The sequence below is a fragment of the Microcoleus sp. FACHB-831 genome, from assembly GCF_014695585.1.
Lineage (GTDB): Bacteria > Cyanobacteriota > Cyanobacteriia > Cyanobacteriales > FACHB-T130 > FACHB-831.
Genome location: NZ_JACJON010000028.1, coordinates 54056 through 68992, shown reverse-complemented (window position 1 = coordinate 68992; position 14937 = coordinate 54056). Strand labels below are relative to the sequence as shown.

Annotated in this window: 5 protein-coding genes; 3 read left to right on the top strand and 2 right to left on the bottom strand. The window is 48.4% G+C overall.

All coding sequences use genetic code 11. The features are described from left to right. The first annotated feature begins 30 nt into the window (after positions 1–30). Together H6F77_RS04810 and H6F77_RS04805 are read left to right on the top strand one after the other, a co-directional pair. On the top strand, positions 31–825 hold the full coding sequence (locus tag H6F77_RS04810) for a hypothetical protein (RefSeq protein WP_190485914.1): 795 nt from the start codon (positions 31–33) through the stop codon (positions 823–825). A 45-nt stretch (positions 826–870) separates the two neighbouring features. Then, on the top strand, positions 871–2571 hold the full coding sequence (locus tag H6F77_RS04805; protein WP_190485913.1) for an NAD+ synthase: 1701 nt from the start codon (positions 871–873) through the stop codon (positions 2569–2571). 61 nt (positions 2572–2632) lie between these two features. Here H6F77_RS04805 and H6F77_RS04800 read toward each other — a convergent pair whose 3' ends face one another. Continuing rightward, positions 2633–5785 carry an EAL domain-containing protein gene (locus H6F77_RS04800; protein ID WP_190485912.1) on the bottom strand — a complete coding sequence of 1051 codons (3153 nt, stop codon included), beginning with the start codon at positions 5783–5785 and terminating at the stop codon, positions 2633–2635. 438 nt (positions 5786–6223) lie between these two features. On the opposite strand from H6F77_RS04800, the gene H6F77_RS04795 reads away from it, so the two are divergent. Next, positions 6224–7093, top strand: coding sequence for a carbohydrate ABC transporter permease (locus tag H6F77_RS04795; RefSeq protein WP_190485911.1), 870 nt, complete (start codon positions 6224–6226; stop codon positions 7091–7093). Positions 7094–7222: 129 nt separating this feature from the next. Here H6F77_RS04795 and H6F77_RS04790 read toward each other — a convergent pair whose 3' ends face one another. Beyond that, entirely contained in the window at positions 7223–14827 is a 7605-nt protein-coding gene (locus H6F77_RS04790) for a translocation/assembly module TamB domain-containing protein (protein WP_190485909.1), read from the bottom strand. Positions 14828–14937 lie beyond the last annotated feature (110 nt).

Below are 14937 nucleotides of genomic sequence, written 5' to 3'. Positions count from 1 at the left end.
CGTTAAAACGCTAAAATTATACGGAATTTTATGAGCGCTCTACAGTCACTTCTACACGTTTGGAAAACAGTTATTGTGTATTTGGTAGTGGCTTCTACGATCCTGATACTATTCGCTTGGTGGTTTGGTTGGGTAGGTGCGATCGCTGTATTTTTACTAGAGGCTTTTCTCCATGTCAGTTGGTGGATTGAGTTGAAATCCAAATTGCTCAAAAATTTACCGACTGAATTCCGCTGTTCTCCCACACATCCTGAAGAGTACCCGCAGCTCGATCTAGGCTTGCTTATTCAATACACCGAGGGGGTAAAATCCCTAAATTTTGTTCATATAATAGATTACCAACTCGATACCGTAAACGGATTGTCGCGACTGTTTTCTCATTCACAACATTATTGTTTTGCCGATATATTTCAGGTCTATTCCCGTGCAAATATAAAACAAATGCCGATGGTATGTACTATTCATAGTGCTATGGAACAAGGCTGGAGTTTATCAACTACAAATCTTAAGCCAAACGGCCTTTCCCATACTTGGCGCAATCCTAAAAGTTTGTGGAGTTACCATCCATCTGCAACGCCAGATAAATTATTGCAAGCTCACAGGGAACGTCGCCAGCAGATTCAGGAGAATTTGAAAGTTACTATATTAACAGATCTTTCTTGGGAATTCTACTTTACTCAACAGGAGAGAAATGCGATTAAGCGCAGAGAAATATTTGAGCGAAAAAATATATTTATTGCTTTGATAGAAGCTACACTTTTTGAAATGAATCCTTTATCGGAGTGGATGGGCGAGTATCAACGTGCTATCAGAAAACGCCATTAATTTAGTTTCTACATCGCTAGTTAATAAGTAACAAACCCTAACTATATGAAAATTGCGATCGCTCAACTCAATCCCACAATTGGAAACCTCACAGGAAACGCCGAACAAATTCTAGAAGCCGCCAAACAAGCTGCTGATTCGGGCGTGCGTTTGTTGCTAACGCCGGAACTTTCTTTATGCGGCTATCCACCGCGAGATTTGTTGCTATATCCCAGTTTTGTGGAGTCGATGGCGACTACTCTACAAAAATTAGCACGCGATTTGCCGCGAACTATTGCAGTTTTGGTGGGAATAGTGTCGCCAAACCCAAAAGCGCACTCTACAGGCGAAAAGCCGCTATTCAATAGTATGGCTTTGTTGGAACAGCATGAAGTTCAACAAATATTTAACAAGCGCCTTTTGCCTACTTATGATGTGTTTGATGAAGACAGATATTTTGAGCCTGGACTTCAGCCTAATTCTTTCAATCTCGATAATCTTCACATTGGCGTTACTATCTGCGAAGACTTGTGGAATGATGAGGAATTTTGGGGCAAACGCAGCTATGAAGTTAATCCCATTACTGACTTAAGTAATTTGGGCGTAGATTTTATTGTCAATCTATCAGCTTCGCCTTACAGAGTTGGCAAGCAAAAGTTGCGAGAGGAAATGTTGCGACATAGTGCATCTCGCTTCAATCAACCCATTATCTACGCAAACCAGGTGGGAGGAAATGACGATTTAATATTTGATGGTGGTAGTTTTGCCTTAAATCGTACTGGCGAAGTTGTGTGTCGCGCCCGTGCTTTTGAAACAGATTTGGTGATGCTGGAATTTGATGAAACAAAGCGAGATTTATTAAATTCCCCGCCCTCACCAGAAGGGAATTTAGGGGAATTTTCTCCTCTAATTGCCAGTGAAAATGAAGAAATTTGGCGTGCGCTGGTATTAGGAGTTAGAGACTATGCATATAAGTGCGGATTTTCTAAAGTTGTACTTGGGCTGAGTGGTGGAGTAGATTCCGCTTTAGTAGCAGCGATCGCAGCCGCAGCGCTTAATCCAGAAAATGTTCTGGGCGTTCTTATGCCTTCTCCCTACAGTTCCGAACACTCAGTTACAGACGCCCGGAAATTAGCAAAAAGTATCGGAATTTCTACCCAAACATTGGCCATCGGAAATTTGATGAAAGGTTACGATGAAACGCTAGCCGATATGTTTGCGGGGACGACTTTTGGACTTGCCGAGGAGAATATTCAATCGCGGATTCGGGGTAATTTATTGATGGCGATCGCCAACAAATTTGGCTATCTCCTCCTCTCGACTGGTAATAAGTCAGAAATGTCAGTTGGTTACTGCACTCTTTATGGTGATATGAATGGTGGGTTAGCAGTAATTGCCGATGTTCCCAAAACCCGCGTTTATTCCCTGTGCGAATGGCTGAATCGCAATGGCGAAATCATCCCCAGTAATATCATTACCAAAGCCCCCAGTGCTGAACTAAAACCGGGACAAGTAGATCAAGATTCCCTACCGCCTTATGAAATTTTGGACGACATTTTGCAGCGTTTAATTCACGACCATCAATCGCCAGATCAAATTATTGCAGGCGGTCACGATGCAATTATTGTTAACCGCATAGTACAGCTAGTAGCGCGTGCTGAATTTAAACGGCGACAAGCACCGCCGGGGTTGAAGATTACTGACCGCGCCTTTGGTACTGGTTGGCGGATGCCTATTGCAAGTCGATGGGTAGTGGCGAATAAGTAATGGCGAGTAAGTTTTGAGTTTAATATCCTACTTTCTAGAGTTCAAAGTCCGGACTTTCTTTTTACCACTGCATTTCTTTAGCCATTAACGCTTCGGCTGCTATAGCGTCTAGAGGATGTGAAAAAAAGTAGCCTTGAGCGTATTCGCAATCAAGCGATCGCAGTTGTTTTAGCTGTTGGGCATTTTCCACGCCTTCTGCGATCGCTTCGATACCCAAATTGTGAGCCAGCGTCACCATCGTTCGCACAATTTGCAGCGCTAGATCTCCCTCTAGCTGTCCTTCGCCCTCATCAACACCCATCTGGCTAACAAAAGAGCGGTCAATCTGTAACCCCTTGATAGGCAATTGGTGCATGAAGCTAAGAGAACAATTGCCCCTTCCGAAGTCATCAATACATACTTCAATTTGACGTTTTTTTAATTCCAACAAACAAGCCGCTGCTCTTTCGGCATTTTTTAGCAAGCAAGTCTCGCTAATTTCTAGTTTCAAACTGCATCCATCTAACTCAGTTTCGTGCAAAATTTGGTCAATTTGCTCTAGCAAGTTTGGTTGCGAAAACTGTCTGCAAGAAAGATTCACAGTTATAGTCAAACATCGTCCGGGAAATGCTAACTGCCAACTGCGTAACTGACAGCAAGCCTCGCGCAGCATCCACCAGCCCATAGGAATAATTAGCGCCGTTTCTTCAGCTACTGATATAAATTCCGAGGGAGGTATTAACCCCTTTATAGGGTGCTGCCAGCGCAGGAGTGCCTCGAAACCTGTAATACTGCCTTTTGAGAGGGAGACAACGGGCTGATAGTGGATCTGGAATTCTCCACGCTCAAGGGCGTGGCGCAAGTCTATTTCTAATTGCAACAGCGCAACGGCGCTCTGGTGCATGGTCATGTCGAAAACTTCATGGCGACCTCTGCCCAATGTCTTGGCACGATACAGCGCTGTGTCAGCATCCCGCAAAAGGTCTTCCGGGCGATCGTAGAAAAGTTGTGAATTTTGCTCGTGGGGCAGTCCCCCTGCTGTTGGCGTGGAGGGGGATGTATTGTCCTTACTGCCATTAAGGACGATGCCAATACTGGCAGCAGTAAAAACTTCGTGTCCATCCAGATAGATGCAGCCTGCAAGTGCTGCATGAATTCGCTCGGCAACTGCTGTAGCGTTGTGGATATTTTCAATATTTTCTAGGAGGATAGTGAACTCATCTCCCCCCAAGCGGGCGACGGTATCCTGAGAACGCACGCAAGCTTCTAAACGACGAGCGATCGCCACTAGCAATTGATCTCCTACCAAATGCCCCAGGCTATCGTTAACTACCTTAAACCGATCTAGATCTATAAAAAGTACGGCTAATAAATAGCGATCGCTACTTTTGGCACGTTCAATCGCCCGTTGCAATCGCTCCATGAATAAAGCCCGATTTGGCAAGCCCGTCAGCGTATCGTAAAACGCATGGTGCAGCAGTTGCTCCTTAGCCCGCTTCCGTTCGGTTATATCTTCCACCCTACCTTCGTAGTAAAGCAGCGCCCCAGTAGCATCCCTGACAGCACGGGCGTTTTCCGAAATCCAAATTATGCTGCCGTCTTGGCGATACACTTGCGACTCAAACTCCGACACTGCATGGTGTTCTTGCAACAAACTAATAAACTCTGCACGGCGGTTCGGCTCCACATATAGCTGATGCTCAATATCCGTCAGACGCGCCATTAGTTCTGCTGGGCAAGCGTAGCCATAGATACGAGCCAGCGAGGGATTGGCGCTGATATAGTGTCCGTCGGGAGTTGTCTGGAAAATTCCCTCGATTGCGTTCTCAAAAATGCTGCGATATTTTGCTTCCGCTTCTCGCAGCGATACGATTAACTCGCTTCGCTCTTCCTCTGCTCGCTTAAGGTCGGTGATATCGGTAATGAAGCCTTCCAGACAGCGTAGCTGCCCGCCACTATCAAAGACACCATTGCCTTTTTCCCACACCCATTTCTCGCTGCCAAATTTGGTGCGAATCCGATACTCGACCACGTAAGGCTGTTTCCGGGCTACGCTTGTCTCAATAACTTCTAGAACCTTTGGTAAATCTTCAGGATGCGTAATCGCATCATAGGAACCCGCCCGATTTCCGATGAGTTCTTCGCTATGATAACCAGTCAGCTGCCAGCAACCTTCGCTAACGTAAGTCATCGACCATTGGGGATCGTTGGCACAGGAGAAGACAATCCCCGGCAGCGAGTCAATCAAAGAAGAAAGGCGGCGCTGGCTCTCTTGGAGTGCAGCTTGGGCTTGTTTGTGCTGCAACACGGTTCCTAACTGCGCGGCTACCGCAGAAACCAACTCGACGAGTCGTTTATCTCTCTGGCGCGACTCAAACATGAAGAATGTCAACACTGCCAGTACGCGATTTTTGGTAACAATCGGCACGCCAAACCCAGCTCTGAGTCCGCAATCTTTAGCTATCTCACAGCGAAAAAAAGAAGCTTTAGTTGCAACGGAAACATCTGGAATCCATTGTGGCTGTTGGGATGACCACACTTTCCCTGGCAGTCCAACGTTGGGTGCAAAAGTAAGCGAAACTGATTGCCGTCGGAATGTTTCTAGAGCCTGTGTGCTGCTGTACCAAGCCGGGGTGGATTCTAAAACGGTACCGCTTGGGTGGGGAATCCAAGCTTCGCCAAAATCCCAGCCTGTCGTCTCGCACACTTTGCGTATAGCTACTCCCAGCGATTCGTTAAAATCTTCAGCGTCAGCGATCGCCTGGGTAAGCGTTTGTAAGAGTTTAATTTCTTCTTCAGCCCGTTTGCGACTGGTAATGTCTACGATCAAGCCTTCTAGAGCCAGCAATTCTCCCTCATCTGAGAATACACCACGACCCTGCTCCCAAACCCATTTTTCTTCGAGATCGGCTGTGGTAATGCGGTATGCCAATTGGAAGTTCTGCCCTGCGAAGCAAGCTGCTTGCAGTTCTTTCCACACCAACTCTCTATCTTGCGGATGTATGATTTCTGTGTAGGACACCTTATCCTTACCAATTAGTTCGTGTGGGTGGTATGCGGTCAAGTTATAGCAGCCCTCGCTAACGAACTCTAGCGTCCGAGCGCGGTCGTTGCGACAGCGGTAGGCCATGCCAGGAATGTTTTGCATCAGCGTCGCGAGGGTACGTTGGCTCTCGCGCGATATCTCCGAAGTCAGACAAGGCACGTTGGTGATGTCAAAGCTCGTTGTAAACACCGTTATAGGGATTCTCGTGAGGATAAAATACAACGATTGAATTGCTCTAGGGGTATAATTTACCTACTACCGATGCTGGAGCAAAAGTTGTTCGTAAGCGGCTCGTTTTGTGTTAATCCCTATTAGGGATTGAAATATATTTACTGTGAGAGCGATTGGTTTTAACCGCATCACTCTCGACAGATTTTTGCGAGCGATCGCGAAAAAGTCAACAAAAATGATGCAGATTTGTAAATGAGCTGCGTCTGATGCCGCAAAACACCGATGTACCCTTTGGAAAATTAAACTACGGTAAGGAGTAGTAAACAGTGTAAGCGACTACACTCTGATATTAATGAGCGATAGCCAAAAATCGCTGACAAAAGGCGGCTTCAGTTTAAGCTACAAACGTACATTATTGGCGATCGCTATTGTATTCTTTTCACCATGTCCAGTTAGATGCCCAAAAATATAAATGCTCTTACCCAGAGACTAACCCCGTACTTATTTTTGCTCCCAGCTCTATTCCTATTGGGGCTAACTGTCTTTTGGCCAGCTCTACAAGCCTTCTATTTATCCTTTACAAATTACGATTTGCTCGGTTCGCCGCAATGGATCGGTTTTGCTAACTTCCAACGTTTGTGGGGAGATCGAGTATTCCGACAGGCGCTCTGGAACACCCTGCTGTATCTTATTGTCGTAGTGCCGATTTTAGTTATCGCGCCTCTAGCACTAGCTATTTTGGCGAACAAAAAACTACGCGGTATTCGCTGGTTGCGGGCGGCTTTTTATACACCTGTAGTGATATCAATTGTAGTTGCTGGTATTGCTTGGAAATGGATATACGCAGAAAACGGTCTGCTAAATCAACTACTAAATCAACTAGGTTTCAAGACTGGCATCCTCTGGCTTACACATCCAAACTGGGCGCTATTTAGCGTCATGGCGGTGACGGTGTGGAAAGGACTGGGATATTACATGGTTATTTACTTAGCTGGGTTGCAATCTATCCCTGCTGACATTTATGAAGCCGCCGCAATAGATGGCTCTGATGGTGTAAGCAAGCACTGGGATATAACAGTACCGTTGATGCTACCTTATCTAGTGCTAGTGACGGTAATTTCTGCAATTTCTGCGACCAAAGTCTTTGAAGAAATTTACATAATGACCCAAGGAGGGCCGCAACCCCACAGTTCTACTACCCTTGTTTATTACTTATACGAACAAGCTTTCAAAAATTTAGAGATCAGCTACGCTTGCACAATTGGGATGGTGCTATTTTTAGCAATTTTCTTGCTTTCAATTTTGCGGTTGGCTTTTACTCGCTAGCGGTTGCTGAAATTTAAAGAACTGTGATATGCCAGTCTTTCAGATCCCCGATTTCTCTAAGAAGTCGGGGATCTCGCCTTCTTGGAATTATTTAGGACTGCTATAAGCGACTTCCCAATTACCCATTACCTAAAATCGCTTTTCATACTCAACCAAAGCTCTGCTATCGCTAGAAAAGTCAGTCCCGCCGCGCAGCAGAACATCCTCATTCACTCGGTAGCGCAAGTTTAACTGGGGAGCCTGATCCGTTGTCAAAACCTTCGACACAGAAGTAGAAAGCTTGGGAGTAATGTCAATACCAGCCTCAGCAGCTACCCCCAGCGTAGAGCCGCGTGACTTGTCATTAGGAACAAGCGTCGGGTAGAGACGAAACTCGCTCAATCCCAGAGCATCCCCAATGACATTCTGAACATTACCCAAAAGCGCCGACCCAGCCAAATTAGCCAGTCCCAGCGTACCGTCACCCTGGCCTAAAGTTTCCGCAAAACTACCACCCAGCAGAGCCACAATTTCCGCTTCGCTGCGGGAGGGGTTGCTTGTCAGCTCCAAATTATTAGATAACTGACTGGCAGGGCCATCTACCCTAGCCTGAATGCGAACAGTTCCTACAGATCCCAAATTAGTGACTGAAACATCGCTGATCTCAGAACTAGACGTGGCCGCGGTGACAAATCCTCGGCGGGTTGCTTCTGGCACCGCCGCTATTAAGCGAACATCCAGAACGGGGTCGAGTCCTCGTTCTGGGACAAACTGGGCTGTTTGGGGGTAGCCTCTATCCAAACGGAACTGAGTAGTAAACAGATTAACTTGGCCGCGCTTCAGCTCAATAGTCCCGGAAGGACGCGGATTATCCAGAGTGCCGTTGACAATCAGATCGCCAGTCGCGAGAAAATTGAGAATTGGCGCGCGCGTCACTTGCACATCTTTACCCAAAACCAGCTTAAGGCCATTAAGCTCAGTTGTGCGGTTTGCGTTGCTATCTCCACCAGTATTACCCACTTGCTTTGTACCAGATGTCCCCGAACTTGCCAGTGTCGTTTCAGGGGTTCTTTCTTCCAGCAGCACCTGACCGTTAAACAACTGCACTTCGCCGCCAATTTTAGGAGCTAAGGCAGTACCTGTAATATCCACGCCACCTTTGACGCGACCGCTATAGAGTCCTTTGAGGTTTAGAGCCAGTTCGCCAATATTTACTCGCAGGGGGTTATCGGTAGTTATGGGTGTGGAGATAGGCAAAACGCCAGCAGCCGCAACGACGCCGCCGCTGAAATTGCCCTGCAAGTTTTCCACATTTATGCGGTCAAAGTTAAACAAGACTTTGCCGCCTACTTGTGTTAGCGGTTCGGGTAAAGCTGTAGCCCTAATTGTGGCATTTGCCACATCTGCCGTTCCCTCTGCTACAAGATTGTTGACTTGGAAAGTGGCAGGGTCAAGAGTTCCTTTGACTTTGAGTTGCAATTGCCCCTGACCGTCTACCCAGGTGACTTGTTTGCTGGTCAGCAGGTTTAACAAAGCTAGCCCTTCATTTTTTACGTCCACGTTGAGAGCGATCGCATTGTTATCTGGCTGCGTAGAAGCAAAAGGCAGTTTATAGGGAATACTGCCGCTGATGCTGATTGGCTGTGTGGAAGCAACGAGAGTCGGTTGGGCGTCGGCGACTGGCAGGGTGGTAGCGGTCGGCGAGGTATTTGGTGTTTGTTCTATGACAATGTTGCTACTGAAAGCAAGGCGGGAGTCAGCATAGTTAAAACCGCCCTGCGCCGCCTGCACTGGTGCGCCGTTCAGCCTGCCATCTGTAAGGGTTAGCTCGCCTCTAGCTTGCGGGTTTTGAATGCTGCCCGCGATCGCTACTGTGCCATTGAGCTGACCGGAAATATCAACGGGCAAATTAGCAAATTGCTCCAGTGCCTCAGCAGGGACGTTTTGCACCCGCAACTGGCCTGTTTGCTGATCTCCTCCGATATTGCCAGAGAAGGCTAACAGCGTTTTGTCGGATTCAATTCGCAGCGGCAAAAGGGTCAAGACTCCATTCTCAAAGTTACCTTTGACAATGACTTGATTAGCAGTGTAAGGGCAGCGATCGCGGCTGGTACACCACTTCCACTCGCTCCCTCCCAAGTCGAATTCTGCCTTAATACCCTGTTTTAGCGAACCTTCGGCAATGATTTCGCCCGTAAAGTTACCCTCTAAATCCCTCAATTCCGGAAGGGGTGAAGCCTCGCGGCGACGCTGGCTCTGGTCGAGCAAAGCTTGTATCTCTGAAAACCGACGCAGTTGCGTTTGCAGCGTTTGTTCCGGCAAACCAGCAGAAGCAATCGGCTTGATGTCGTCCGCCTTGGCGTAGCTAGCAGCGTTGCCAAATCCTTTGCTCAGGTCTGCTAATTCAAAAATCTGTAGCGTTTTTAAAACGTCCTGAACTTTTCCTTGAGCAACTTTCACGCTGCCTTTAAACTGCGGACTGGCTGACGGATCTTGGTTAAAACTACCAGCTAGCGTGTATCTACTACTGCCTTGATCGAAGGTGGCATTAGTAACATTTGCAACGCCGTTGGTGTAGGTGAAGGAATTGATAGCGAGTACATCGCCTTGAACGGGACCCAAAACAGGTTTGGCGATCGCGACATTATTGGCGACGACGCTGTTTTGCGCCAGATTAAGGGAAAAATTGCCGCTTAACTGTCCGCCTATATTTTGGGTTGCGATTTGAGGGGGAAGATTAGCGATCGCTTCCTTGGGTGCCAACCCCTTCAAAATTTTTAAAGGAAAATTCTTCACGTCCGCCACCAACAGATCCCCTTGGGTCTTGCCAGTAGCCTCTATTTGTTGATCGGCAGGAACTCCCGCAGTGCGTTTAATAGCAAACGCCACTGGTTGCAACTTCGGCGAAAGTTCCAACTCAAGCCGATCTTCCGTCCCCTGAAGCCGCAAATTAGTCCCCTGTCCCGCCACCGACTGTACGGTTCCAGCTAATTGGGCTTCAAACTTAAGTCCGGCAACTTCAAAATTCCGCACTCGCAACGAGTCGCCAACTACATTAGGAGCAGAAGGCGTACCCGTTACCCGCCCGTTAAAATCTACCAAACCTGCCACCTTCAAGTTATTTGGCAGCGTTACTGGCAGCGATGTCAGGTTAAAGTTATCGGCTCGTACATTCAGATTAAAATCTTTCACAGGCGGAACGCCCGCGCCGCGTACTTGACCGAATGCCACCACTCCACTAGCCTCTAAACCCTGACCAGTCGCCCGCTGTATCTGGAGATTTTGCCCATCCCAACTAAATGCTGCTGTCAGGTCGCGATCTATCGCCGCCAACCCTTCGCTAAAATTTAGCTGTCCCGACGCCTTGAGATCCGAGGGATTGAGAGCAGCAAGGCTTCCAGATACATTCAGATCTCCCGTCAGCCGTCCCCGCAATTGATCGGAAAATCGACTCAGCAAAATTTTCGACGGCTGCAAGTTAGCCTCAAAGCGACCTGCCGCTAGACGGGCATTTGTTGCAGTAATGGTTCCACCAGCAACATTCAGCGTCCCCGAAGCAGTTCCTTCAATTGTTTGAGGTTGGAAGTTAGCCAAACTTCCGGCTAAATTAAATGAACCCGAAGCCAGCTTTCCCCCTTTTAACTGGGGTGGTATCTGTGGCGATAGAGTTTCGAGGGCGAAATTAGATGCTTCGCCTCTAGCTTGCCAGCGACCCGACGCCAGTTGTAAGGAATCCGCCTTGATTGTTCCACCCGCAACGAGGAGGGTTCCCGACGCTGTTCCTTGTATTGTTTGAGGTTGGAAGTCAGCCAAACTCCCGACTAAATTAAATTCAGCATTATTTAGCTGTCCGCCTTTTAGTTGTGGCGGTACTTGTGCTGAGAGAGTCGCTAATTTTACGCCATTTGCGCTGCCAGTTGCTTGCCAGCGACCGGATGCCAGTTGTAAGGAATTTGCCTTGATTGTTCCACCAGCAACAACAAGGGTTCCCGACGCTGTTCCTTGTATTGTTTGAGGTTGGAAGTCAGCCAAACTTCCGACTAAATTAAATTCAGCATTATTTAGCTGTCCGCCTTTTAGTTGTGGCGGTAGTTGTGGTGAGAGACTGCCCAATCTTACGCCATTTGCGCTGCCAGTTGCTTGCCAGCGACCGGATGCCAGTTGTAATGAAGTAGCTTTGATTGTTCCACCAGCAACAACAAGGGTTCCCGACGCTGTTCCTTGTATTGTTTGAGGTTGGAAGTCAGCCAAACTCCCGACTAAATTAAATGCAGCATTATTTAGCTGTCCGCCTCTTAGTTGTGGCGGTACTTGGGGTGAGAGACTGCCCAATCTTACGCCATCAGCTTTACCCTGCGCTTGCCATCGACCGGATGCCAGTTGCACGTTTGAGGCTGTAATGGTTCCTCCGGCAGTATTTAGGCGTCCGGAACCATTACCAACAATCGCGTTGGGTTCTAATTTATCGAGATTTCCGGCTAAATTAAAAGTCCCAGTCAGGCGACTTTCAGGTTTTAGCTGCGGGTTGAGACGATTGAGATCGAAGTTAGTTGCGGATACTGCTGCTTGCCAGCGGCCTTCTGCTAGCTTGATGTTGGTGGCGGTTAGCAGCCCTCCGGCTGTATTCAGGCGTCCCTGTCCTGTGCCTTGGATGGCGTTGGGTTCTAATTTATCGAGATTTCCAGTTACGTCGAACGAACCAGCGATCGCTCCCCTCAATTGTTGCGGTACTTGGGGTGCGAGACGGCCCAACTCGACGCCAGATGACTCGACTGATGCGGAAAAGCGACCTTCGTTAATTTTGACATTGGTTGCCGTAACAGTCCCGCCGCCAACATCCAGGCGTCCCTGTCCCGCAGCCAAAATGGTCGATGTGGAAAAGTTATCGATATTTCCGGCTACGTCAAACTGACCTGTGAACGCTCCTCCCAAGGTCGGGGGCGCTTGGGGTGAGAGGCGTCCCAACTCGACGCCAGACGCTTCAACACTTGCGGAAAATCGGCCTTGGTTAAGCTTGCCATTCGATAAGCGTACCGTTCCACCAGCAACGGCGAGAGTTCCCTGACCCGTGCCGCTAATGGTTTCGGGTTGGGAAGAAACAAGGCTGCCGGATAAGTTGAAAGTGCCTGTAAAGGGCGATCGCAACTGTGGGGGCACTTGGGGTACAATACGGCTCAACTGGACTCCGTATGCTTGTACTGCTGCCTGCCAGCGGCCTGCTTTCACCTGAATGCTGGATGCTTTGAGGGTTCCGCCAGCAACATTCATCTGGCCCGATCCCGTCGCCCGAATTGTTTCTGGTTGGAACGAGTCTACGCTGCCGTATACTTGGAACCTACCGTCGAATTTTCCTCTTAATTGTGGGGGCAGTTGGGGAGAAAGACGCCCCACATCAATGCCTGATGCTTGGACTGATGCCTGCCAAGTGCGAGCTAAAACCTTGAAATCATTTATTTTGACAGTTCCTCCGGCAACATTTAGCGTGCCGGATGCTCGCAGTTCATCTGGGAAGGAAGGATTTGCTGTCCCAGCTACGTTTATTTTCCCGGAAATTGGCGGTAATGTAGGATTTACAGCGGTTCCGTTGCTATTTGCGCTTGTTTTATTTTTTCCCTTTACCGTAGTTCCTCTTTCCTTTGGCTCGTTAGTTCCTGTACTACCCTGAACCAGAAGTCCTGGATTGACTTTAGAGGCGTCTATGGTTCCAGAAAAGCGGGGAGATCCTCCAGCAGAGGGAGAGCTGTTGCCATTAACTTTGAGCGCTCCCCCAGCTACGTTAACGGTTGTATTGCGTAGGGCTGTTTTGCCGCTTGATGAGATTGCGAGTTCCCCAGAAGCGGGGTAAGTGCCAGTTGGGGCATTAAAACTGAGAATAGTTTCAATATTATTGATAGGGCCTTTAACTTGACCTTGGGCTTGAACCCTACCAATACGAAAGGAGGGTTGCGAGCCATAGACGCGGGCGATCGCATCCCCAGGCAAGTTTTTACCCTGAAATTTAAACGCGACATCCCCGATTTGACCCAGTTTTACCTGTCCTGACCCATCCAACTGTCCGCCGACTGCGGGTTTTGCCTTTAAGCTTGTAATTGCCAGCGTCGAACCCTCCAGCCCAAAGTCTGCACTGAATGCCGCTAATTTCAGCTTGTCAATAACTGCGGGTTTTGTGGCTGCCAAAGTTCCCGAAACCACTGGCTTGGATGTAGGCCCAAGTATCTTAAGGTCAGCTTGCATCTCTCCTGTTGCGGAGACTGGCAACTTCAAATCAAATGTATTTAAAAGCGCTTGGACTAGAACTGGCGATGTCTTAGCCGCAATGTTGAAGCCGGATTGGAAATCAACAGCACCTACAGCTTGAGCTGGGATTTGCCCGTAAAGTGTACTAATATTTTCCAGCCCGATCTGCGACCCTTTGAAGTTTAGTTGCCCGTTTGTCTGAGCAAATGCTCTGGGCAGATCGGGGGCTTGGGCGGTAACATTTTTGAGCAACGCCGTTCCATCAATCAAGGGCGAGTTGCTACCTTGGAGTCGCAATTGCAGGTTGCCATCAACCAGTCCCGCCTGTAGATCGAGGGGCAGTTTGACTAAGCTACTGATTTCTGGAGCTACTAAGTTTTGCCCTTGTAGCTTTAAATTTGTCTCTTCCTTGGCAGGTCGGTTTTCACCTGAAATAGTAAAAGTGCCCCCAGTTGCCGACTGACCTGCCGCCTCGAACAAAATACGTTGATTTTGCTCTAAAAAGCGCCCCGTGCCGTTAACGCCCGTGAACGTTACCGGGTTTGGCAGTGGTGGAACTGGCAAAACGTTATTTGTGGGACTGTTTGGGGGGGCTGGAAGTTCGGGAAGAGTCCTCACCCCTGAAAGCCCATTGGGGAGTGGCGGTTGGGGGCTGGCGACTGGAGTTTGGGGAGTGGCGACTTGGGGCTGAGGAGTAGCCGCAACTTGGGGAGTGGCGACTTGGGGCTGTTTAGGAGTAGCAGCAACTTGGGGAGTGTTGACTTGGGGCTGTTTAGGAGTAGCAGCAACTTGGGGAGTGTTGACTTGCGACTTTTGAGGAAGTGCTGGTGACGACTGAGGGAGTACTGGTACTGGCACAGGGGTGAGAGGTGACTGCTGACGAGCAGCGATCGCAGATTGGGGCATCAACACCACATTCGCGTTTTGCAGCCTCACCACTTGCAGATCGGTTGTAATCGGCCCTTTTCCTTCCTCAGACTTAATTGTTGTCGAAACCCAACGCCCCGTAGCATCCTCTTCGATGTAAGCGTCCGGCTTAACCAACGTCACATCCAGCCGTAGGGTGCGCGTCAGCAGCAGTTGTAGCGGGTCAAATGCCACATCTACAGCTTGGACAGAGGCTCTATCCGGATCGGTCGGTGTCGCCGGAATTGAACTGGGGCCAAACCGCACGCCATTGAAAGAAAAGCTTTCAACTTGCCCCAACAGCACCGGACGGTTCAAAAGTTCAGTCAGATTTTTCTGAACCATTGGCGCCAACTGTTCGTGGACAAAAACCCACATCCAAAAAGCGCCACCCACAGCCCCAACCAGCAAGGGAATACCCAAAGCTATGCTGGTGCGCCTCAAAACTACAGGCAATCGACGGCGCTTAGGCCGATTAGAACCCCCTTCCGGTTGGTTGGGTGGATTGTTTTCTGGTTCATTAGCCGGATTTGAGGCATTCGCCATATCTTCCTCACCCGGATTTGGGGCATTATTCATTTTTTCCTCACCCGGATTTGGCGAATTCATCATTTCTTTTTCTCCCAAGCTGTTATTAAGAATAGTTTTTAGATGTAATTTTGCAGTTTTAAATTATTTATAACCCTTTCAGTTATGAAGCCAAATTTACTTATTAAAAATCA